Consider the following 22,364-nt stretch of genomic DNA (forward strand, 5'->3'; position numbering starts at 1 on the left):
GAAACGACTCATCGCCCGAGAACTCCACGGAGCACTCAAAGCCGACCTCAAAGCACTTGACGCACTATAGGAACGTCCACTCCCCGACGGCCCGACCTCAGGCGACAACCTCTGGGCGTTGTGCGGCACCATCACAAACTCAAGACCTTCGACCACGCCGAGTCGCTGCCCCTCGGTGAGGAATGGGCGTGGCGCGTGGGTGAGACGGTGCTGCGGGAGTAGAGGGCTCGGTGGCCTCAGGGACACGGCTACCGGCGACGCGGCGGCAAGGTGCTCTTGCCGCCGTAGAGGACGGTGAGCAGCTTGGCGAACATCCCCTCGGTCTTCTGGTTCCGAGTGAAGGTCGTGAGCGCCAACGGCGGCTTCATCCGCTGCACCGTCACGGACTTGGGGTAGGTGAACTCGCGCAGCCCGTCGGGGCCGTGGATGCGCCCGAAGCCCGAATCGCCGATCCCGCCGAACGGAAGGCCCGGCACCGCGGCGAACGAGATGACCGAGTTCACCGACGTCATGCCCGAGCGGATGTCCCGGGCGATGCGCTCGGCGTTCTTCCGCCCGAACACCGCTCCGGCCAGGCCGTACGACGTCGCATTCGTCCGCTCGACGGCCTCCTCCATGCTGGCCACCGGATTCACGACCAACGTCGGGCCGAACGTCTCCTCGGTCACCGCGGCCGAATCTTCCGGGACGTGCGTGAGGATGGTGGGCTGCACATAGCGGTCGTCGACCGCGTCCGGACCGCCGACGACCGCGCGTCCGCCGCGCGCGATCGCGTCCTCGATGTGCCGCCGGATGATCTCGAGCTGCGAGGGCATCGTCGCAGGACCGTACGCGGCCCCGTCGTCGTAGCCGGGGCGCAGCTCGCGCGCCCGTTGGACCAGTTCCTCCATGAACGGCTCGAAGACCTTCTCGTGGACGTACACCCGCTCAGTGCCGATGCACGTCTGTCCGGCGTTGGACATGCCCGACCACAGCGCTGCGTCGGCAGCGGCCGCGAGGTCCGCGTCGGCGTCGACGATGAGGGCGTCCTTGCCGCCGGCCTCGATCACCACGGGGGTCAAAGTCTCCGCGCACGCCGCCATGACCTTCCTGCCCGTCGCCGCGGAACCGGTGAAGGCGAGCTTGTCGACGCCCGAGGTGCACAGCGCATGCCCGGTCTCCCCGAAGCCCGTGACCAGCTGCAGCACCGGAGCGCCTTCGAGGACCTCGGTGAACGTGTCCACGACCCATTGCCCGACCGTCGGCGTGTACTCGCTCGGCTTGAAGACGACCGCGTTGCCGGCGGCGAGGGCGTAGGCGATCGAGCCCATCGGCGTGAACACCGGGTAGTTCCACGGCCCGATCACGCCGACGACGCCGAGCGGCCGGTACTCGACCGTGGAGACCTGGTTGGACATGAGCAGGCCGGACGAGACCTTCTGACGACCGAGGATCTTGCTGGCGCGCTTGGCCACCCAGTCGATGTGATCGATGGCGATGCCGATCTCCAGCAGCGCGTCGCCGTGCGGTTTCCCGGTCTCGCGGTGAACCAGGTCGGCGATCTGCTCGATGCGTCGCGTGATGACGCTGCGCCAGCGCAGGAGGAACTCCTTGCGCCCCTCGAAGCCGATCTCGGCCCACCACGCCGAGGCGTGCCGGGCTCGGGCGACGGCTTCCGCGACGTCCTCGGCCGTGTGGACCGGGTGGGTCGCGACGACGTCGCCGGTGGCGGGATTGAGGGACTCGAACTTCTCGGCGTTCATCAGGCTCCTCCAGCGATGAGATCGGCGGCCTTCTCAGCGATCATGACGGTCGGGGCGTTGGTGTTGCCGCGGACGACCTTCGGCATCACGGACGCATCCACGACGCGCAGGCCGCGGACGCCGTAGACGCGAAGCGCCGGGTCGACCACACTCCCCTCCACCGTGCCCATCGCGCACGTGGAGGTCGGATGGTAGAGGGTCTGTGCGAGCCGCCCGATGACGTCGACGAGCTGATCATCACTGGGTTCGCGCACTGACGGCTCGAACGGCGTGCGCAGGTAGGAGGCGAGGGCGCCCTGCCAGGCGATGTCGAGGACCCGACGGAATCCGGCCACCATCGCGTCCAGGTCGCGACGATCGTCGAAGTACTGCGGGTCGATGTGCGGATGCCAGCGCGGATCGGCCGAGCGGAGCCGCAACTGGCCGCGACTGTGAACGTCGACGAGGGTGGGCGCGATGGTGACCATGCGCCGCACCGGCTCGTGGATGCCGTTGTGGTAGAAACCGGTCGGCGCGACGTGGATCTGGATGTCGGGGGCCGTGATGTCGTCCCGCGTCGCGAAGAACGCCCCGGCCTCGCCGATGTTCGACACCAGCGGCCCGGTGCGGGTGGCTTGCCAGCGCATGAGGTTGCCGAGCGTCTGTGCTTCGGCGAGGTCGCTCGTGCCGTGGGTTTCGATGATCGTTCCCGCCACCGGATGGTCCTGGAGGCCTTGTCCGACTCCGGGCGAGTCGACGCGCACGTCGATGCCGTGTTCGCGCAGATGCGCACCGGGGCCGATGCCCGACAGCATCAGCACCTGCGGGCTGTTGATCGCGCCGCCGCTGAGGATGACCTCGGCCTCCGCCCGCGCCTGCTCGACGACTCCGGCGCGCGAGTACTCGACGCCCGTCGCCCGCGGCTCCCCGTGTCCGTCGAGGAGGATGCGGGTGACGAACGCCTCGGTGCGCACGGTGAGGTTGGGGCGTGACTGGGCGGGCCGGATGTACGCGTCGGCGACCGACCATCGACGTCCCCGATACTGCGTCACCTGGTAGAGACCCGCGCCCTCCTGCGTGGCGCCGTTGAAGTCGTCGTTGCGCTTGAGACCTGCGGCGACGGCCGACTCGACGAACGCATGGCTGAGCTCGTGGGTGAACCGACGGTCCTCGACGCGCAGCGGCCCGTCCGCCCCGTGGAACGGGGAGGCCAGCCGGGTGTTGCCCTCGGAGCGGATGAAGTACGGGAGGACCTCGTCGTAGCCCCAGCCCTCGGCGCCGTACTCGTCACGCCAGCCGTCGTAGTCGGCGCGATGCCCGCGGATGTAGATCATCGCGTTCATCGACGAGCAGCCGCCGAGAGCCTTCATGCGCGGCCAGTCCGCACGGCGGCCGGCGAGATGCTTCTGGGGCACCGTCCAGTAGTTCCAGTCCCACCGTGTCTTGAACAACGACGAGAACCCGGCGGGAATCCGGATCATGTCGTCATCGTCCTCGGGGCCGGCCTCCAGCAGGAGAACGCGCACCTGCGGGTCCTCCGTGAGGCGCGCGGCGAGGACTCCCCCGGCGCTGCCCGCTCCGATGATGATGTAGTCGAACGCTTCGACCTCGGCCATGGTCGCTCCTCACTGTCACGACTGGCCCCAACCTAGACGGCTGTGATCCGTGACACAACCACTGTCACGATGCGACGGCCTCGCCGAGCCGGTTCTCCGGTCGCAGCAGCGCCGGGACGGCACCGTCGAGCACCGTCGCCGCAAGGTCACGTCCGAGCGCGGGCGCATGCTTGAAGAGGTTGTGGCCGGCGACCAGGGCCACGTCGTCCGCGGTCCACACCGCGACACCGTCGTCGCCCCAAGGCAGACGGGTCACCCAGCAGTGCACATAGTCGAGAGGCTCGGGGTCGAGCCCGGGAAGGGCGCGCCCGACGTAGGCCACCACTCGCTGCACATGCTCGGCCAGCCCCTCCGGTGCGAGCATCGTGCCGTCTTCACCGACGGGCACGGCGGCGGCCAGGCCGACGCCGTAACGGCTGCGATCCTCCGCGGCAGCGGCGTAGACACCGGACTCACCGAAGGCGCCGCTGGTGTCCTGCAACGTGGCGAGGCTGGGCACGTCGGTGCGCGGGCGGAAGGAGACTCGCACGTGAGCACCTTGCTCCACCGGCAGCGAGAGCCCGAGCCCGCGGGCGAGCGAGGGCGTCCCGCGTCCGGCGCAGATCACGGCCGCGTCGTGGTGCCGCAGCCCGGTGCCGGTACGCACCTCGACGTCCTGTGCCCCGAGCTGGCGCACCGAGAGCACGTGGTCGCGGACGAGCGCCTCATCCAACCGTTCGCTCAACAGCGCGATCGCCGTCAGCGTGGCGATCGATCCGCCGCCGGCGTCCAGCATCACGGGGCCGTCGTAGTCAGCGACCACGGGAAGCCGTGCGCGGAGCTCGTCGGCGTCGACGAGCCGCGCGTCCACGCCTGGGTGTTCGTCGAGGAGCGCGTGCTGGTCGGCCACCTTCGGGCCGATGGCGAGGGCGCCGTCCGGGGCGATGAGGTCCTGGCCGAGCAGCTCACTCCACTCCCGCCAGATCCCGCGCGCCGTCACCGCGTAGTCGACGAGACGCGGGTCGGCGTGCGCGTGGCGGAAGATGCGCGATTGCCCCGCCGATTGCCCCTGTCCGGGCCGGCCGGTCTCGTAGAGCGTGACCCGCGCGCCTCGGCGCTGCAGTTCGAAGGCGGTGGCGAGGCCGAGGATGCCCGCGCCGACGACGGCGATGTCCGCGGAGGGGGAAGTCATGCGATCGACGGTAGCGTCAGACGGCGTCGCGCGCGGCGCGAGCGCACGCCTCCGCCAGCGCGCGGCGATCGTGGCGCGGCACGGGCACTTCGAGCACGCGAAGACCGGCGCACGGTTCCGCCAGGGCCGCTGTCAGGTCGCCGGGGGCGACGCGCCGGTGGGGCACGCGGTACCCGGCGCACAGCGCCGCGATGTCCGCGCCCGTCGGGGTGGCATACACCCGCTCGAAGGCGGCGGCGTACTCCGGCGCTCCCTGCTCCAGGGTGGAGAAGATGCTGCCGCCGTCGTCCGAGGCGACCACGATGGTGAGGTCGGGGCGCGGCTCGCTCGGGCCGATGAGCAGTCCGTTGCTGCCGTGGAGGAAGGTCAGGTCGCCCAGATAGGCGATCGCCCGCCGTTCGGCCTGCGCGAGCGCGGCACCGATCGCCGACGCGGGGACGCCGTCGATTCCGGCAAGACCGCGGTTGGCGAGGACGAGGCGCGCGGCCGACGCCGGGCGGGCCACGAGGTCCAGGTCGCGCACCGGGTTGGAGGAGCCGACGTACAGCAGCCCGTCCTCGCCGACGGCGTCCCACACGGCGCGCGCGACCTCGAACACCGGCGCGGCCGGCAACGCCGCCACCACGCGCTCGTCGGCCTCCTGCCATGCCGCGAGCCAGGCCTCGTCTCCTGCTGCCTCGGGCTCGACGCCCTCGGCGAAACGCACGTTCGCAGTGGCGGGACCGGGAAAGGTCGACTGGTCACCGATGTGCACGATGTCGATGTCGGTCCGGCTCAGCAGCCGCGTGACGGGCCGCGACAGGGTCGCGTGTCCGAAGGAGACGACGCGTTCGACGGCGCCGGACAGCGACTCCTGCGCGAGCAGGAGACGGTAGGCGGTGAGCGCGTTCGGCCCGAAGCGCGCTCCCGAGCTCGGGTCGGCGAGCAGCGGCCATCCGGCCCGCTCCGCCAGCTCGGCCGCCTCCGGGCCGGAGTCGTCGCCGGCCACCACCACGGTCCGCGGTCCGCCCGGCAGCCGCGTGACGGCTCGCGGCGCAACGTCGGTCTGCCACTCCTGCGGCGCGAACTCCCAGGCGATCGGCTCGACGAGCGGTTCGTCGAGTTCGAGGTTGAGGTGAGCCGGTCCGTGCGTCCACACGGCCGGAAGTCGGTCGAGTCCGTCGACGTAAGGAATACCCGGGAAGATCGCCCGCTGATCGGTGGTCTGGTTGGCCCCGGTCCCCCGCAGCCGCGCGGGACGGTCGGCCGTCACCGCCAGCACCGGGACCTGTGCGTGTAGAGCCTCGAGCAATCCGGGATGAAGGTTGGCGACCGCCGTGCCGGAGGTCGTCATGACCGGCACCGGGCGTTGGGACGCCTTGGCGAGGCCGAGCGCCAGGAAAGCGGCTTCCCGCTCGTCGACGCGCACGTGGAGCCGCAGAAGGCGCTGCTGGTCGGCGGCGTGCAGCGCGAGGGCGAGCGGTCCGGAGCGGGACCCGGGTGAGAGCACGACGTCCGTGACACCGCGACCGAGCAGGAGCCCGACCAGCCGCTGAGCCACGTCGACGGCGCGCTGCTCACTCATTCGTCGAGCTCTTCTCGCACCGCCTCGAGGCGGGTCTGCCAGCGTTCTTCGATCTCGGGCGGAGCCGCCACCTTCGCGAACGCCACCTCGTCCAGCTGCGGCCGGATGACGGGCAGGTACCCGTCGATCGGTCGCAGCGGCTCGGCCACGACGTCGCCGGCCAGCAGCGAGGTGGTTGCGAGTCCGCACGCGAACGGCAGGTCCGGAAGGGCCGCGGCGAGCGCGACGCCCGCGGCGAGGCCGATGGACGTCTCCACCGCGCTCGACACCACCACCGGCATGTCGATCTGCTCGGCGATGCGGAAGCAGGCGTGGATGCCGCCGAGCGGCTGCACCTTGAGCACGGCGATGTCGGCGGCGTGGAGGTCGCGGACGCGGAACGGGTCGCCCGAGCGCCGGATGCACTCGTCGGCGGCGACGCGCACGTCGACCTTCTTGCGCACTTCCGCCAACTCCTTGGCGGTGGCGCACGGCTGCTCCACGTACTCCAGCCCCTGCGCGGCCTTGTCGAGCTTGCGGATGGCCTTGACCGCCTCGCCGACCTCCCAGGCGCCGTTCGCGTCGATCCGCAACTGGCCACCCAGCGGCAGGGCGTCGCGGACGGCTTCGACGCGGGCGATGTCGTCGGCGAGGGTCTGGCCGCGTTCGGCGACCTTGACCTTGGCGGTGCGGCACGTGCTGCCGAGAACGATCCGCGCGGCGTGTTCGGGGTCGACGGCCGGGACCGTGACGTTCACCGGGACGCGGTCGCGGACGCGGTCAGGCCAGGGCCGGTTGGCCGAATCGAGGGTCGCTTGGTACCAGGGCACGCACTCGGCGGCGCTGTAGTCGAGGAAGGGGCTGAACTCCGCCCAGCCCACGTCGCCGCGCACGACCATGCCCTCGCGACGGTTGACGCCGCGAAAGCGCGTCGGCATGTCGATGGCGAAGGTCCGGAACTGCACCCGACGACTGTAGCGACTTGCCGCTACCGTGAAAGACATGGCTGCCATTGCGATCGTCGGGGGACACGGCAAGGTCTCCCGCCACCTCATTACACTGCTCGTCCACGCCGGCCACCAGCCGGTCGCGCTCATCCGCGATCCGCAGCAGGCCGAGGACCTCACGCCACTGGGTGCGAAGACCCGATTGCTCGACATCGAGAACTCCGATGTCGACGATTTCGCCGCTGTCTTCGAGGGATGTGCCGCCGTGGTGTTCGCCGCGGGCGGCGGCCCGGACGGGAACATCGAGCGCAAGCGCACGGTGGACTTGGAGGGGTCCCTCAAGTCCATCGCCGCCGCCGAGAAGATCGGCATCGAGCGCTTCGTCCAGGTGTCCGCGATCGGCGTCGATCAGGAACTGCCGGACGACGCGGGCGATGTCTGGACGGCGTACGTCCACGCCAAGCGCGACGCTGACATCGCGCTGCGCGAGAGTTCGCTGCGCTGGACCATCCTGCGCCCCGGCGGCCTTACCGACGACGAGCCGACCGGCAAGGTGACGCTCGCGCCCGAGGTGGAGCGCGGGGACATCCCGCGCGCCGATGTCGCCGCGGTCATCGCGTCCGTGCTCGACGACAACCGCACGACCGGCAAGCAGTGGGAGCTCGTCGGCGGGACCACCCCGATCGCCGAGGCGGTCACCGCCGCCGTCACCGCCTGAGCGCGGCTCAGACCTGCTCGGCGACCGGCTCGGCCTCGGTGGCCTGCTCCTGCGCGGGACGCCGGACGAACAGGCACACCGCGATGAGGGCGAACGACAGGAAGCCGGCCACGGTGAACGCCGCGCGGACGCCGTCGACGATGCCGTCGGGGTCGGCGACCCCGCCGCTCGATCCGCGGGCGACCACGGTCATGAGCGACACCAGGATCGCGGTGCCCGCAGCCCCCGCGACCTGCTGGAAGGTGCCCAGCGTCGCGGACCCGTGCGAGTAGAGGCGCGCGGGCACCGAGCCGAGACCGGCGGTCATGACCGGGGTGAAGGTCGCGGCGAGACCGACACTGATGCCGATGTTGGACACGACGAGCCACCACGCGGGGGTGTCGGTGTCGACCATCACGAGCATCCAGATGCCGCCCGAGACCAGGAGGGTGCCCGGCAGCGTGATCGGACGCGGCCCGTAGGCGTCGTACAGCCGGCCCACGACCGGACCGGCGAGACCCATGAGGATGCCGCCCGGCAGCGTCACGAGGCCGGTCTCGGCCGCACCGTACCCGAGCACCTGCTGGGCGAAGTACGGGACGAGGATGAGCGTGCCCATGAGCATGCCGAAGCCGACCGCGAGCGCGAGCATCGCCAGCGTGAACTGACGCGAGCCGAACACTCGCAGGTCGAGCAGAGCCCGATCCTCCCGCTGCAGCGCCACCTGACGGATGAGGAAGGTGACCAGGGCCAGGCCGCCGGCGACGAACGGAACCCACAACGGCACGCCACTGCCGCCGGCGGACTTGCCGATCGAGGAGAGGCCGTAGACGACCCCGCCGAAACCGACGACGGCCAACGGGACCGACAACAGGTCGACGCGAGTGCGGGAACGCTCCCCGACCTCGACGACGTACTTCGCGCCGAGCACGAGGGCGAGCACCGCGATGGGCGCGACGAGGCCGAAGATCCAGCGCCAGCCGAAGTGATCGAGGATCAGACCGGACACCGTAGGACCGAGCGCAGGCGCGACCGAGATGACGATCGTGATGTTGCCCATCATCACGCCGCGGCGCTCGGGCGGCACGATCGTCAGGATCGTCGTCATGAGCAACGGCATCATGATCGCGGTGCCTGACGCCTGGATGACGCGGGCGGTGAGCAGCACGCCGAAGCCGGGTGCGAAGAAAGCGAGAATCGTGCCGGCGGTGAACAGGCTCATCGCGAGGATGAACAGCTGACGCGTGGGGATGCGCTCGATGAGGAACCCGGTGAGCGGGATGATGACGCCCATCGTCAGCAGGAAGGCCGTCGTGAGCCACTGGCCGACGCTCGGCTCGATGCCGAGGTCCTCCTGAAGCACGGGGATCGCCACGCTCATGACCGTCTCGTTGAGGATCACCACGAAGCTCGCGACGAGCAGCACCCCGATCAGGATGACGTGCTCGCGCTCCAGCTTGGTCGGAGCCGCGGGGGCGGGAGCAGACACGGCAGAACTCACCTCATGGATGCGAAAAAAAGAGCGGACTCGGCCGAGTGGCCGGCCTGCCCACGATAACGGGTGGCACCGACAGTTCGGCCGTTCGAGCCTGGGAGATCGGTCACGCCGCAAGACGTCGCAGCGCCAGACGATCGATCTTGCCGCCCGGCAGGAGTGGGAGCTCGTCGAGCGTGAGGAGCTGGCGAGGTGCCCACGCGCGCGGGTGTCCGGCGGCGACGACGGCGTCACGCACGGTGTCGAGTTCTGTCACGCCGACGACGGCGGCGACGACACGCGTGCCCCACTCCTCGTCCGGCACACCGACCACGGCCACGTCCTGGACGCTCGGCAGCGCGCGCACCGCCTCCTCGACGGCCGGGAGCGGGACGTTGACTCCGCCGGACACGACCATGTCGTCGGCGCGGCCCAGCACGCGAAGCCGCCCGTCGGTGCCGATCTCGCCGAGGTCGGAGGTCCGAAACCACTCCCCCGTGCGCGGTTCGCTTGCGTATCCGTCGAAGAGCATGCGTCCGGCGAGTTCGACGATGCCCCCGTCACCGATGCGCATGCGCACCCCGTCGAGCGGCATGCCGTCGTAGACACAGCCGCCGCTCGTCTCGCTCATCCCGTACGTCCGGACGACGGTGATGCCGAGCTCGCGGGCGCGCGCCAGCAGCTCGGCCGGGGCCGCCGCGCCACCGAGCAGGATCGCGTCGAGATCGGCGAGTGCCGCGGCGTCGTCGGACGCCAGGAGCCGGAACAGCTGCGTCGGGACGAACGAGGCGTACCGCCGCGGACCGGTCATCGCCGCCACCGCGTCGGGGATGGACGGGTGCTCGTCGGCGAACACCGGAGGTTCACCGGCGAGGATCGACCGCACCAGGACCTGGAGCCCGCCGACCGCCGTGGTTGGCAGCGCGCTGATCCATTGCCCAGGGCCGCCGAGCCGCTCGAGGGTGGCTCGCGCCGACGCCAGGATCGCGCCGTGGGACAGCACGACGTCCTTGGGATGGCCCGTACTGCCCGAGGTGCGCACGACGAGCGGCGCGCCGCCCTCAGCGACCCACGGCTCCAGCAGCGCGTGGATCTCGCGGGCGGTGCCGGTGACGGGGCGCAGCGAGGGTTCCATCGTCGGCCAGCCTAGTGACAGTGGCAGACTCGACCGGGTGAGCACCCCGAGCACGACCCGGTTGTGGATCGAGGGAGCGCGACCGCGCACCCTGCCCGCCGCCGTCGCCCCCGTCCTGGCCGGAACCGGAGCCGCGGTGTACGCCGACGGCTTCGTCGGATGGAAGGCGCTCCTCGCGCTCGGACTGAGCCTGTCGCTGCAGATCGGTGTCAACTACGCCAACGACTACTCCGACGGCATCCGCGGCACCGATGCCGACCGCGTCGGCCCGCTGCGCCTGGTCGGATCCGGTCTCGTGTCGCCGGGCAAGGTGAAGGCGGCCGCTCTCGGCTTCCTCGCCCTCGGGGCCCTCTTCGGACTCGTGCTGGCGGCGACCACCTCCTGGTGGCTGCTGCTGGTGGGGGCGGCGGCGATCCTGGCCGCGTGGACGTACACCGGCGGGCCGAACCCGTACGGCTACCGGGCGCTCGGCGAGGTCAGCGTCTTCGTGTTCTTCGGACTCGTCGCCGTCATGGGCACCACGTTCGTGCAGACCGAGAACATCACCCGAGCCAGCGTGGCCGCGGCGATCGGGGTGGGAGCACTCGCCTGCGCCATCCTCGTCGCCAACAACCTCCGGGACATCCCGACCGACACCGAGTCCGGCAAACGCACCCTCGCGGTGGTGCTCGGCGACCGAGGCTCGCGCCGCTTCTACGTGGTCCTCGTGCAGGTCGCGCTGATCGCTGCCGTCGTCTGCGCCGCGCTGACGACGTGGTGGGCGCTGCTCGCCCTCGTGGCGGCGCCGCTCGCGATCCGGGCGGTCCGCGTGATCGGGTCGGGCGCCACGGGACGCGAGCTGATCCCGGTACTGCGCGACTCGGGACTCCTCGAACTCGTCTACGCCGTCGGGCTCACCGCCGGGCTGGTCATCGGCTCGTTCTAGGCCCGGCGGGTGAGCACGTCGGCTCCGTCGTCGGTGATGACGATCGTGTGCTCGCTATGCGCCGTACGGCACCCGGTCGCGCTACGCAGCGACCACCCGTCGGAGTCCACCACGAGCTCGTCTGTGTCCTCCATGACCCAGGGCTCCAGCGCGAGCATCAGGCCCGGACGAAGCCGATAGCCCCGGCCCGGCCGTCCGGTGTTCGACACATGCGGGTCCTGGTGCATCGTCGTACCGATGCCGTGTCCACCGAACTGCGTGTTGATCGGGTAGCCCGCGCTGCTGAGCACCTGGCCGATGGCGTGCGAGATGTCGCCGATCCGCGCGCCCGGGACGGCCGCGGCGATGCCCGCCTCGAGCGCTTTCTCTGTGGTCTCGATCAGCGCCCCGCTCTTCGGCTCGTCCACGGCGCCCACGACGAAGCTGATGGCTGCATCGGCCGCCACCCCGTGCAACGTGACCGCGAGGTCGAGCGTCAGGAGATCGCCGTCAGCGAGCGTCCGATCGCGGGGGCGGCCGTGCAACACCGTGTCGTTGACGCCCGTGCAGATGTAGTGGCCGAACGGCCCGCGACCGAACGACGGCGCGTAGTCGACGTAACAGGACTGCGCTCCCGCGTCGGCGATCATCCCCGCCGCCCACCGGTCGATCTCGAGCAGATTCGTGCCGGGGGTACTGCGGTCTCGCAGCGTGTGCAGGATCTCGGCGACGAGGGCGCCGGTCGCCCGTGCCCGCGCCACCTGCGCATCGCTCAGGATCTCGATCATCAGGGCCCTCCGCCGATTCGGATAACAATACCGGTCATATCATACCGGTACTACAATCGGCGCATGGTCAGGCTGCCGCTCACCCCCGCCGAGATCGCCCGCGGCGAGCGCCTCGGCGCTCTGCTCCGCCGGGCACGGGGCGACCGCTCCATCCTCGAGACGGCGCTCGATGCCGGCGTCTCGCCGGAGACGCTCCGCAAGATCGAGTCGGGGCGCATCGCCACTCCGGCCTTCCCGACGATCGCCGCGATCGCTCAGGTCCTCGGGCTGTCGCTCGACGCGGTGTGGGACGAGATCAGTCAGGCGGAGCGCGGCGGCACGAGCTCGCCGGTCTCCTCGTAACGCCGGAGGGCGTCCGCGTACGGCGCGATGTCCATCCCCTGGGCGCTGAGCCAGGCGTCGTCGAAGCAGGTTCGGGCGTACCGCTCGCCGCCATCGCACAACAGCGTGACGATCGAGCCCTGCTGCCCGTCCTGATGCATCGTGCCGGCGAGCTGGAGCGCCGCCCACACGTTCGTGCCGGTCGAACCGCCGACGAGGCGCCCGAGTTTGGCCGACACCCACCGCATGGTCGCGATCGACGCCGCGTCGGGCACCCGCATCATGTCGTCGACCACCCCGCCGACGAACGACGGCTCGACGCGCATGCGACCGATCCCCTCGATGCGCCCCGGCACCTGCGTGACCACATCGGAGGAGTCGCTGTCCCAGCCGTCGTAGAAGGCGGAGTTCTCCGGGTCGGCCACGAGCAGACGCGTGGCATGCCGCCGGTAGCGGATGAACCGGCCGATGGTGGCGGACGTGCCGCCGGTGCCGGCGCTCACGACGATCCACCTCGGGATCGGGTGCGGTTCGGCGGACATCTGGGCGAAGATCGACTCCGCGATGTTGTTGTTGCCCCGCCAGTCCGTCGCACGCTCGGCGTAGGTGAACTGGTCCATGTAGTGCCCGCCGCACTCGCGGGCGAGGCGCCGAGCCTCGTCGTACACCGTCGACGGGTCGTCGACGAGGTGACAGCGCCCACCCTCGAACTCGATCAGCGCGATCTTCTCCGGGCTCGTCGAGGCGGGCATCACCGCGACGAACGGCAACCCGATGAGCCGCGCGAAGTGCGCCTCACTGACGGCGGTCGAACCGCTCGAGGCCTCGATGACCGTCGTGTCCGGGGTGAGCCAGCCGTTGCACAGGGCGTAGAGGAACAGCGAGCGGGCGAGTCGGTGCTTGAGACTCCCCGTGGGGTGGACGGACTCGTCCTTGAGATAGAGGTCGACGCCGGGCGTCGCGATCTGGAACGTGTGCAGATGGGTGTCCGCGCTGCGATTGGCGTCCGCCTCGACGCGCCCGATCGCGTCGTCGATCCAGGCGCGAAGCTCAGTCGACGTCTTCGGCACGCCGGGACTCCTCGAGGCGCTGGTTGATCGAGGTCGCGCGGTCCTGCAACTTGAGCGCGAGGCGCTCACGCAGCGGAGCCAGCGCGATGACCGAGATGATCGAGGAGATCACCAGCGCGATGAGCAGCACCCACAGGTTGAGGAACAGCACTCCGTCGAACAGCAGTCCGGCCACGAGCCAGGTGGCGAGATAGCAGCTGAGGAAGACGCCGAGCCGGGCGAAGGTGTAGAGCCAGAAGACCTTCATAGGGCGAACTCTACGGGGCGGGCAGTAATCTCGACGTATGGGCAAGGCGCTTCTGATCGTGGTGTGGGTCGTCCTCGTCGTCTACGCGCTGTTCGACGTGATCGCCGCCCCGAAGGAGCGCGTCCGGCACCTGCCGAAACTCGCGTGGATCGCCCTGATCCTGGTCTTCCCGTACGGCGGCGCCCTGCTGTGGATCTTCTTCGGGCAGGTGCGCCAGCGGCCGTCCGGCCCGCGCAACACGTGGCGCCCGGGCCCTCGCGGCCCCGACGACGACCCGGACTACCTCCGCGGCCTGTGAGCGTCGGCCGGGCCGGTCACTTCGCGTAGGAGTGAAGGCCCGAGCCGAAGAGGTTCACGCCGTAGTAGCTGAACAAGAAGGTCGCGAAGCCGATGAGGCAGAAGAGCGCGGCGCGGCGTCCCTTCCACCCGGCCGTGGCCCGCGCGTGCAGGTAGCCCGCGTAGACGACCCAGGTGATGAAGGCCCAGACCTCCTTGGGGTCCCAGCCCCAGTAGCGGCCCCAGGCGTAGTGCGCCCAGATCGGTCCCGCGATGAGCGAGCCGAACGTCCACAGCGGAAACGCCGCGGCGTTGACGCGGTACGCGATCTTGTCCATGACGGCCGACGCCGGGAAGCGACGCAGGACCGGGCCGACCGTGCCGCGCTCCTCCGAACGCGAGCGGATGAGGTACAGCACCGAGGCGGCAGCGCCGACGAGGAAGAGCCCGCCGGCGAGCATCACCGCGGCGACGTGGATGACAAGCCAGTACGAATGCAGCGCCGGCACGAGCGGGCCGGCCGGGACGTACGTGGAGATCGACATGCCGAGGACGACGAGGCCGAAGCCCGACACGATGCCGCCGAGCCACTGCACGCCGTTGGTGCGGACGAGCACGAGGTAGACGACCAGCGCGATCATGGTGCCCGCGAGGCCGAACTCGTACATGTTGCCCCACGGCACGCGCTCCGCGGCGAGCCCGCGTGCGATGACGCTCGCGACGAGGATGGCGGCCGCGAGGCCGGTCAGCAGTACGCCGACGCGCGACAAGCGCTCGGTGACCGGATCGGCCGGAGCATCGACGGGAGGGGTGATGTCCTGCCCGTCGGCTCCCACCAGGGCGCGCTCGCTCGCCTCGACCTTGCGGGCCAGCGCCCACTCGGCGACGTGCGCGAGGAACGCGAGGGCGAGAACACACGTGGCCGAGACCATCGCGTAGTTCGAGAACTGGGCGTACTGCTCGAGACTCATGCTCGGCTCTCCTCCGGCGTGCTGTCGCCCAGCTCCGCGCGGAACTGGGCCAGGAAGTCGTCGATCTCCTCGGGGAGTTCGTCGCGCGGGACCCGATCGAGTGCGGCGACCTCTACCACTGTAGGCGAGCCGCCCTCACCCGCCCGGGCCCGGATCCACGTCCGGCGCGGCCGGACCATGAGCGAGGCGATGAGGCCGAGAACGCCCACGCTCACGCCGGCCAGCGGCAGGGTCATCGCGGGGGTCTGCGCGACCTGGAGACGAGCGAACCGCTTGAGCTCGACGAACTCGATGGACCCGCCGCCGGGCAGCTCCTGCACCTGCCCGGGGCTGAGGCTGATGTTGAACGGCTCGCCGTTCTCGTCGTTGACCGGCGTCATCGTGTCCTTCTCCAGGACGTAGACCGACTGCGGCACTCCCTCGTCCAGGCCGAGGTCGCCCGTCCACATGCGCAGGCCGACGAGCGGGTTGACCGCCCCGGGGTAGATCGAGGTGGACGGGGCCCCGTCGCCGGCAGAGACGGCGGTCGGCAGGAAGAAGCCCTGGAAGCCCATCTGCTCGGGCTGCGCGTCGGGAACCTTGATGACGCCCTGCGACTCGTACGAGCCGTCGCTGGGCAGGAACACCACGGCGTCGTCGAAGACCACCTCGCCGGTGGCATCGGTGACCCGCAGGACCGGGGCGTACCCCTGACCCACGAGGAACACGCTGCCGCCGTCGAGCGACAACGGGTGGTTCACGTAGATCTCGTACTGCTCGGGGTCCTCGCCGGGGCGCTCGGTGTAGGTGACGTCGGCCTGGAACAGCTTGGGCGCACCGCGCTGCGGGCCCTCAGGCTGGAACTCCGCGATCATCCGGTCGACCCGGAAACTGAACGGCGGCAGATCCTCGGCGTCGAACAGCGGTCCGGACGAGAACTCGTTGTACTGGCTCAGCGTGTTGGAGAACCCTTCGCCCTCGGTGACGATGACGGCGCCGCGATAGCCCCACAGCGAACCGACCGCGACACCCACCAGCACCACCACGATGCTGACGTGGAAGACGAGGTTGCCGAGTTCGCGCAGGTAGCCCTTCTCGGCACGCAACTCGGTGGTCCCGCTACCGGCGTCGTCGACGACGTCGATGCGGGCTCGTCCCAGCACGCGGCGGCCCGCGTGCATGACCTCCTCGACGGACGCGGAGGTCTCGAACGTGCCCGACGCGGGCATGCGTGAGAAGTTGCGTGGGGCCCGCGGCGGACGCGCGCGCAGTGCCTTGGCGTAGACCGCCATCCGCGGCACGATGCAGCCGATCAGCGAGACCATCAGCAGCAGGTAGATCGCGCTGAACCAGGGCGAGGAGTAGACCGAGAAGAAGCCGAGCGCGTCGAGGATCGGCGCCATCGTCGGGTGGTCCATGACGTAGACCTCGACGGCCCGCTCGTCGACGCCACGCTGCGGGATGAACGACCCGGGCACGGCGGCGACCGCGAGCAGGAGCAGCAGGAACAACGCGGTCCGCATGGACGTGAGCTGGCGCCACATCCACCGCAGGAACTCACGCGGCGCGAGCTCGGACGCACGGCGCTCGCGGGTCGGGGCGCTCATACGGCCACCTCGAATCCGGCGGCCCACTGCTGCAACTGCATCACCATCTCGTTCCACACCCCGGTGACCATCAGCAGCCCCGTGGCGATGAGCAGCGCGCCGCCGGCGATGGCGACCGCGCGCTGATGCCGCTTGACGAACTCGAGCGCGCCCATGAACCGCGCGAAGAACAACGCGGCGAGCACGAAGGGGATGCCGAGCCCGAGCCCGTAGACGAGCGTCAGGAGGGCGCCGCGCGACGCGGTGCCCTCGTTGCCGGCGAGGATCAGGACGGCCGAGAGGGTGGGACCGAGGCAGGGCGTCCACCCGATCCCGAAGACGACACCCAGCAGCGGCGCGGCGACGAGCCCGACGGCGGGCGCGCGCTTGATGCGCCACTCGCGTTGCAGGCCCGGGATCAGACCGAGGAACGCCAGACCGAGCACGATGAGCAGCGCGCCGGCCACGATCGTGAGCGTGTCGCCGTAGGGCCGCAGACGTTGACCCGCGGCACCGAACAACGCGCCGCCGGCGACGAAGACCAGGGTGAAGCCGAGCACGAACAGCAGGGCTCCGAGAGCGAGCCGCCCGCGTTTGCCGGTGCGGAGGTCCTGCACACCGACGCCGGAAACGTATGAGAGGTAGCCGGGCAGGAGCGGGAGTACGCACGGCGAGAAGAACGAGACCAGTCCGGCGAAGGCCGCCACGGGGATCGCCACCGCGAGCGACCCGGACATCACTGCGTCGCCGAACCCGTCGGTCACTGGGTGCTCTTCCGGACGTACTCGATGAGATCGGCCAGCGTGCTCGCGTCGAGCTCCGGATCGAGGATGCGCGCCGCGACGCGTCCCTTCTCATCGAGGATCCACGTCGTCGGGATGGCTTGCGAGGGCAAGGAATCGGCGAACGCCAGCTGGTTCTCGCCGGCGTCGTCGACGATGCTCGGGTAGCTGATGCCGATCTTCTCGTTGAAGGCCTTGGCCGCGGCCGGCGTGTCCTGCGTCAGCAGGCCGAGGAACTGCACGTTCTTGTCGGCGTACTGATCGGACACCTCCTTGAGCATCGGCATCTCCTTGCGGCACGGCGGGCACCACGAGCCCCACAGATTCACCACGATCGTCTGACCGGCGAAGTCGGCGGTGGAGATCTCCTCGCCCTCGAGGTCGACGCCGCTCAGCTCCGGGGCCTTCTCCCGGTCCGCCGGGTCGAGGGTGGTGATGGTGCCGTCGCCGCTGATATAGCCGTCGGTTCCGCCTTCCTCCACGCCGGCGCAGGCGGCGGTGAGCACGACCAGGAGCGCCGCGACGAACGCGGCCCGAACAGCACGACGCATCAGGCGCCTCCGACGAACTTTCCGCGCAGGGCGTCCGGGATGAGATGCCCAGCCGGCTCGCTGTAGCTGAGCGACACGAACCGGTCGTCCTCGAAGACCAATGACGTCACACTCGCCAGCGAGCACTGGCGCTTGCGCGGATCGTGCGCGAAGCGCGCCCGTTCGTAGGCGCGCCGGGCGATCCAGATCGGCAGCTGGTGGGAGACGATGACGGCCTCGTGGCCGCGGGCGGCGTCGCGCGCGTCGTTGATCGCCAACTCCATGCGCTTGGCGATCTGGCGGTACGGCTCGCCCCAGGAGGGACGGAACGGGTTCCAGACGAGCAGCCAGTTGGCCGGGCGGCGCAGCGCACCGGCGCCCACACCGAACGTCTTGCCCTCGAACTTGTTGGACGCCTCGATCACGCGCTCGTCGTTGTGGATCGGGAGCTTGAGGATGTCCGCGAGCGGTTGGGCGGTCTCCTGCGCACGCTCCAGCGGCGAGGCGACGAGGTGCGTGATGTCGCGCTCTTTGAACGCCTCGGCCACGGTCGCGGCCATCTCCTGCCCCAGCTCGGAGAGGTTGTAGCCCGCCAGCCGGCCGTAGAGGACTCCGGCGGGGTTGTGCACCTCGCCGTGGCGCATGAGGTGAACGGTCGTCCTGGTGCTCATCGGGTCCCTCGGTTCGCGGTCACGGGCGGCCATCGACGGCACGAGCGGCGGCCGCCGCAGCCGTCGGCAGGGCCGCAGCCAGTGTAGACAGGGCCTCCTCGTCGTGAGCCGCCGAGACGAACCAGGTCTCGAAGGCACTCGGCGGGAGGTAGACGCCCTGGTCGAGCATCGACGTGAAGAACGCCGCGAAGGCGGCGGTGTCCTGACGCTGCGCGCCGGCGAAGTCGGTCACGGCGTCCTCGACACCCCACATGACGCTGAACATCGTTCCGGCGGCCTGGATGCGGTGGGTGACGCCCGCGGCGGCGAGCGCCTCGGAGACGAGACGGCGCACCTCGTGGGAGGTGGCGAGCAGGTTCTCGTACAGCTCGGGGGTGGCCAGCTCGAGCGTGGTCAGGCCCGCGGTCGTGGCGACGGGGTTACCCGACAGCGTGCCGGCCTGGTAGACCGGACCGGCGGGGGCGAGCTGCTCCATGACGTCGCGTCGGCCACCGAACGCCGCGGCCGGGAAGCCGCCGCCCATGACCTTGCCGAACGTGACGAGGTCGGGCGCCCAGCCCTCCACCTTGCCGTCGAGCTCCCAATGCCCGGAGCGCGCGGCGCGGAAACCGGTCATGACCTCGTCGCTGATCAGCAGGGCACCGTGCTCCGCGGCGATCCGTGACAGGGCGGCATTGAAACCGGGCAACGGCGGGACGAGGCCCATGTTGCCGGGCGCGGCCTCGGTGATGATGCAAGCGATGTCCCGGCCGTACTCGGCGAACGCGGCCTCGACGGCGGCGACGTCGTTGTAGGGCAGGACGATGGTGTCCGCGGTGACGTGCGCCGGGACGCCGGGCGTTCCGGGGATGCCGAGCGTGACGACGCCCGAGCCCACCTCGGCGAGGAGCGCGTCGACGTGGCCGTGGTAGCAACCCGCGAACTTCACGACGCGGTCGCGGCGGGTGAAGCCGCGGGCGAGGCGGATGGCCGACATGGTCGCCTCGGTGCCGGACGACACGAGGCGCACCTCCTCGGCGGACGTCCGCTCCACGATCGCCTCCGCGAGGCGCACCTCCGGCTCGGCCGGCGTGCCGAACGAGGTGCCGCGGGAGACGGCCTGCTGCACCGCGTCGATGACGGCGGGGTGCGCGTGGCCGAGCAGCATCGGGCCCCAGGAGCCGACGAAGTCGACGTACCGGTTGCCGTCGACGTCGGTGAGCCAGGCCCCCTCCCCTCGCTCCATGAAGCGGGGAGTGCCCCCGACGGCCTTGAAGGCCCGGACCGGGGAGTTCACCCCGCCGGGCGAAACACGTCGTGCGCGGTCGAAGAGTGCTGCGGATCGCTCGGTGGACACGCCTCCCATTGTCCCGGCTCAGGAAAACCGGACGCGGAGCGCCCCGTAACCTCTTGGTCGCCGGTTCGTTGAGTGGTACGTCACAGCAACTTCCGGTTACGGTGTGAGAGGGATCGCACGTCACCGGGGAGGGAGAACCACCGTGAGCAGCACTTGGCGTTCGTTACCGCGCTGGCAGCGCGTCGCTGCGGTCGTGCCGGCCACCTTGCTGATCGGCGCCACGACCGTCGCGGTCACCGGTCCGGGTCTGGCCAGCGCCGACGGCGAGTACGGGCCCATCCCGAAGGTGCCTGACACCGCCTTCGAGGAGCCGGCGAGCGTCGAGAAGGCGCCTGCGGGCATCGATCCCAAAGCCGGCGCCGAAGGCACGCTCGCCTCCCTCGACTCCGACGGCATCCCGCAGGTCGCGCACAACGCCTACCGTCGCGCCGCCGGACTCCTCGGCCAGGCCGACAAAGCCTGCAACCTGCCGTGGCACCTCGTCGCCGCTATCGGCCGCGTCGAGTCCGACCACGGCCGGGTCAACGGCAACACGCTCGACTCGGACGGCAACGCCAAGCCGGGTATCTACGGTGTGCCGCTCAACGGCAAGAACGGCGTCGCCCTCATCCGCGACACCGACCAGGGCACGCTCGACAAGGACACCGAGTACGACCGCGCCGTCGGGCCGATGCAGTTCATCCCCACGACGTGGAAGTCCGTCGGCATCGACGCCGATCAGAACGGCGAGAAGAACCCGCAGAACATCTCCGACGCCGCCACGGCAGCCGCGATCTACCTCTGCGCCGGCGACGGCGACCTCTCCACGCGCGACGACGCCGCCGCTGCGGTGAAGCGCTACAACAACTCCGACGAGTACGTCGAGCTCGTGCTGAAGATCTCCGACGCGTACAGCAAGGGCAACTTCACGACGATGCCCACGGGCAGCTCGCGGTCCTCGATCCTCACCAGCTACGAGCGTGACCAGACCATGACGCCGGCTGAGCGCGCCAAGGCGGCTGAGCAGGCCCGCCAGCGCGCCGAGCAGCAGCAGGGCGGCGGCGCCGCGCCGGGCGCCCCGGCCTCCGGCCAGCAGCCCGGCACCACCCCCGGCGGCTCCGTCGGCGGCGGTGGTGGCGGCGGCACCGGCGGCGACGGAGGTGGCGACGGCGGCCCCGGCGGCGGTGGCACGCCGGTCCCGGGCGTCCCGGCGCCGCCTGCCCCAGGCGGCGGTGGCGCCGTGTTGGGCAATGCGACCCAGCCCATCACCGAAGGCCTCCGCAATGGCACCGAGGGCGTCCCGGTTGTTGAACCCGTCGTCGATGCGGTCACCGGCGTGGTGGACGGCGTCGTCGGCGCAGTCGACTGGGTGGTGGCGAACGCTGCATGCCTGCCCCGCCACGCGTTCGGCACCTACAGGAGGTGCATGGCGCAGTTCGGTTACTGAGTCGAGCCGAAGAGCGAAGAGGTCGTGATCACGTGGTCACGGCCCCTTCGCTTTCCTCGGTGGTCGAGTAGCGGCGAGGAACGAGCCGCGTATCGAGACCACACCTCACGCGGCTTGGTCACGGTAGGCCGTCGTCGAGCTTCGGCCTACTCGACCACTTGGTCAGGTGCTGTGCACAAGGGCCGAAAAGTGTCGGTGGCCTTCTGTAGATTAGGAACATGATCGGGGAAACGAGCGACCAGCGCCTCACCTTCATGGGTGAACTGCAGGTCGAGCGTGCCCGAACCGAGCACCGCATCTGGGCCGAAATGCTCCAGTTCCTCGATACCGAACGCGCTCGGATCGAGCGGGAGGTGGAACCGCAGCAGCAGGACCTCGCGCTGGCCGCCGTCCGGTCGGCAATGGCGCAGGCGAACGGCTGGTCCGAACACCAGGTGTCGAACCGAATTCATGAGGCGGAGACCGCGCGTGATGACCTGCCGAACGTGTGGAAGGCGTTCAGCACGGGCGAGATCGATGCCGCACGGGTGTCAGTGCTCGCGAACGGCGCATGGAAGTTGACCAAAGAGCGCTCGATCGCGCGGCTCGACGCACGATCGGTCGCCTACGCGGCCACCCACACCGTCGGAGAGCTACGGCAATGGGTGAAGCGGTTCATCGCACGCCACGAACCCGTCGAAGTCGAGAAACGGTACGAGGACATCGTCGCCGAACGATCAGTCACCATCCACCACGATGACGACGGCACCGGCAGCCTCTACGCCGAAAATCTCCCGTCCTACGTGCTCGCGGGGATCGATCAGCGACTCGACCACGCAGCGAAGTCACTGAGTGAGGACAACCGGACAATCGCCCAGCGCCGCGCCGACCTGCTCGTGGACGCGCTCGACCACATCGACCTCGACAACGAACCCGCACGCACGCCGAACATGGCGATCGGCGTCATGGTGCCCGCCTCCACCCTGGCAGGAATCGACGACCAGCCGGCGATCAGCGCCGACCGCGACTGGATCATCCCCGCCAACGTGCTCCGCACACTCGCCGAGAGCGGCAACCCGTTCTGGTACCGGCTCACCACCGACGACAGCGAGAACATCCTCGCCACCCGCTACGACGGCCGATACCCCTCGCACCACCTACGCAACGCAATCCGCTTCCGCGACGGCACCTGCA

Annotated in this window: 22 protein-coding genes; 6 read left to right on the forward strand and 16 right to left on the reverse strand. The window is 70.2% G+C overall.

Annotation, left to right across the window (positions count from 1 at the left end; genetic code table 11):
- Positions 1-248: 248 nt before the first annotated feature.
- The 5 genes from EHW97_RS14990 to EHW97_RS15010 form a co-directional block, all read right to left on the reverse strand.
- Positions 249-1,742, reverse strand: a complete 1,494-nt coding sequence (locus EHW97_RS14990) for an aldehyde dehydrogenase family protein (RefSeq protein WP_124237980.1) — start codon at positions 1,740-1,742, stop codon at positions 249-251.
- Entirely contained in the window at positions 1,742-3,337 is a 1,596-nt protein-coding gene (locus EHW97_RS14995; protein WP_124237981.1) for a GMC family oxidoreductase, read from the reverse strand. The genes EHW97_RS14990 and EHW97_RS14995 overlap by 1 nt, the downstream gene beginning before the upstream one ends.
- Positions 3,338-3,401: 64 nt before the next feature.
- Complete coding sequence (locus EHW97_RS15000) at positions 3,402-4,508, reverse strand: NAD(P)/FAD-dependent oxidoreductase (protein ID WP_124237982.1); 1,107 nt, start codon at positions 4,506-4,508, stop codon at positions 3,402-3,404.
- Positions 4,509-4,524: 16 nt separating this feature from the next.
- The gene (gene menD, locus EHW97_RS15005) at positions 4,525-6,072 is read right to left on the reverse strand and encodes a 2-succinyl-5-enolpyruvyl-6-hydroxy-3-cyclohexene-1-carboxylate synthase (RefSeq protein ID WP_124237983.1); all 1,548 of its coding nucleotides are present in this window, start codon (positions 6,070-6,072) and stop codon (positions 4,525-4,527) included.
- Positions 6,069-7,016 carry an o-succinylbenzoate synthase gene (locus tag EHW97_RS15010; protein ID WP_124237984.1) on the reverse strand — a complete coding sequence of 316 codons (948 nt, stop codon included), beginning with the start codon at positions 7,014-7,016 and terminating at the stop codon, positions 6,069-6,071. Before EHW97_RS15010 ends, menD begins: the two co-directional genes overlap by 4 nt.
- A gap of 37 nt (positions 7,017-7,053) precedes the next feature.
- On the opposite strand from EHW97_RS15010, the gene EHW97_RS15015 reads away from it, so the two are divergent.
- The gene (locus EHW97_RS15015; protein WP_124237985.1) at positions 7,054-7,716 is read left to right on the forward strand and encodes an SDR family oxidoreductase; all 663 of its coding nucleotides are present in this window, start codon (positions 7,054-7,056) and stop codon (positions 7,714-7,716) included.
- Positions 7,717-7,723: 7 nt separating this feature from the next.
- Here EHW97_RS15015 and EHW97_RS15020 read toward each other — a convergent pair whose 3' ends face one another.
- Both EHW97_RS15020 and EHW97_RS15025 read right to left on the reverse strand, forming a co-directional pair.
- On the reverse strand, positions 7,724-9,184 hold the full coding sequence (locus tag EHW97_RS15020) for an MDR family MFS transporter (protein ID WP_208002082.1): 1,461 nt from the start codon (positions 9,182-9,184) through the stop codon (positions 7,724-7,726).
- Between the two features lie 112 nt (positions 9,185-9,296).
- Positions 9,297-10,304: an AMP-binding protein gene (locus EHW97_RS15025; protein ID WP_243696477.1), complete on the reverse strand. Its 1,008-nt coding sequence runs from the start codon at positions 10,302-10,304 to the stop codon at positions 9,297-9,299.
- Between the two features lie 37 nt (positions 10,305-10,341).
- Between EHW97_RS15025 and EHW97_RS15030 the strand changes: the two genes are divergently transcribed.
- A complete protein-coding gene (locus tag EHW97_RS15030; protein WP_124237987.1) occupies positions 10,342-11,229 on the forward strand; it encodes a 1,4-dihydroxy-2-naphthoate polyprenyltransferase in 888 nt (295 codons plus the stop codon).
- Here EHW97_RS15030 and map read toward each other — a convergent pair.
- On the reverse strand, positions 11,226-11,996 hold the full coding sequence (gene map / locus EHW97_RS15035; RefSeq protein ID WP_124237988.1) for a type I methionyl aminopeptidase: 771 nt from the start codon (positions 11,994-11,996) through the stop codon (positions 11,226-11,228). The two genes, EHW97_RS15030 and map, sit on opposite strands and share 4 nt — an antisense overlap.
- A gap of 63 nt (positions 11,997-12,059) precedes the next feature.
- Between map and EHW97_RS15040 the strand changes: the two genes are divergently transcribed.
- A complete protein-coding gene (locus tag EHW97_RS15040; RefSeq protein WP_124237989.1) occupies positions 12,060-12,338 on the forward strand; it encodes a helix-turn-helix domain-containing protein in 279 nt (92 codons plus the stop codon).
- Here EHW97_RS15040 and EHW97_RS15045 read toward each other — a convergent pair.
- Entirely contained in the window at positions 12,296-13,387 is a 1,092-nt protein-coding gene (locus EHW97_RS15045) for a PLP-dependent cysteine synthase family protein (protein ID WP_124237990.1), read from the reverse strand. The genes EHW97_RS15040 and EHW97_RS15045 overlap by 43 nt on opposite strands.
- Complete coding sequence (locus tag EHW97_RS15050) at positions 13,368-13,634, reverse strand: DUF4229 domain-containing protein (protein ID WP_124237991.1); 267 nt, start codon at positions 13,632-13,634, stop codon at positions 13,368-13,370. The genes EHW97_RS15045 and EHW97_RS15050 overlap by 20 nt, the downstream gene beginning before the upstream one ends.
- Positions 13,635-13,671: 37 nt before the next feature.
- On the opposite strand from EHW97_RS15050, the gene EHW97_RS15055 reads away from it, so the two are divergent.
- On the forward strand, positions 13,672-13,932 hold the full coding sequence (locus EHW97_RS15055; RefSeq protein ID WP_124237992.1) for a PLD nuclease N-terminal domain-containing protein: 261 nt from the start codon (positions 13,672-13,674) through the stop codon (positions 13,930-13,932).
- A gap of 16 nt (positions 13,933-13,948) precedes the next feature.
- On the opposite strand, the gene ccsB is transcribed toward EHW97_RS15055, so the two are convergent.
- The 6 genes from ccsB to hemL are packed head-to-tail and all read right to left on the reverse strand — an operon-like array spanning position 13,949 to position 19,765.
- Positions 13,949-14,881 (reverse strand): c-type cytochrome biogenesis protein CcsB, encoded by a 933-nt coding sequence (gene ccsB, locus EHW97_RS15060; RefSeq protein WP_124237993.1) that lies wholly within the window; start codon positions 14,879-14,881, stop codon positions 13,949-13,951.
- Positions 14,878-16,467 (reverse strand): cytochrome c biogenesis protein ResB, encoded by a 1,590-nt coding sequence (gene resB / locus EHW97_RS15065; RefSeq protein ID WP_124237994.1) that lies wholly within the window; start codon positions 16,465-16,467, stop codon positions 14,878-14,880. The genes ccsB and resB overlap by 4 nt, the downstream gene beginning before the upstream one ends.
- On the reverse strand, positions 16,464-17,183 hold the full coding sequence (locus EHW97_RS15070) for a cytochrome c biogenesis CcdA family protein (RefSeq protein WP_124238001.1): 720 nt from the start codon (positions 17,181-17,183) through the stop codon (positions 16,464-16,466). The genes resB and EHW97_RS15070 overlap by 4 nt, the downstream gene beginning before the upstream one ends.
- Positions 17,184-17,206: 23 nt before the next feature.
- On the reverse strand, positions 17,207-17,779 hold the full coding sequence (locus tag EHW97_RS15075) for a TlpA family protein disulfide reductase (protein ID WP_124237995.1): 573 nt from the start codon (positions 17,777-17,779) through the stop codon (positions 17,207-17,209).
- On the reverse strand, positions 17,779-18,429 hold the full coding sequence (locus tag EHW97_RS15080; protein WP_124237996.1) for a histidine phosphatase family protein: 651 nt from the start codon (positions 18,427-18,429) through the stop codon (positions 17,779-17,781). The genes EHW97_RS15075 and EHW97_RS15080 overlap by 1 nt, the downstream gene beginning before the upstream one ends.
- Before the next feature lie 19 nt (positions 18,430-18,448).
- Positions 18,449-19,765: a glutamate-1-semialdehyde 2,1-aminomutase gene (hemL, locus tag EHW97_RS15085; RefSeq protein WP_243696478.1), complete on the reverse strand. Its 1,317-nt coding sequence runs from the start codon at positions 19,763-19,765 to the stop codon at positions 18,449-18,451.
- Between the two features lie 142 nt (positions 19,766-19,907).
- Between hemL and EHW97_RS15090 the strand changes: the two genes are divergently transcribed.
- Together EHW97_RS15090 and EHW97_RS15095 are read left to right on the forward strand one after the other, a co-directional pair.
- Positions 19,908-21,191, forward strand: coding sequence for a lytic transglycosylase domain-containing protein (locus EHW97_RS15090; protein ID WP_166367539.1), 1,284 nt, complete (start codon positions 19,908-19,910; stop codon positions 21,189-21,191).
- A 218-nt stretch (positions 21,192-21,409) separates the two neighbouring features.
- Positions 21,410-22,364, forward strand: a 955-nt coding sequence (locus EHW97_RS15095; protein ID WP_124237999.1) for a DUF222 domain-containing protein, incomplete at its 3' end; no start/stop codon positions are given.

This window comes from Aeromicrobium camelliae (genome assembly GCF_003850045.1).
Lineage (GTDB): Bacteria > Actinomycetota > Actinomycetes > Propionibacteriales > Nocardioidaceae > Aeromicrobium > Aeromicrobium camelliae.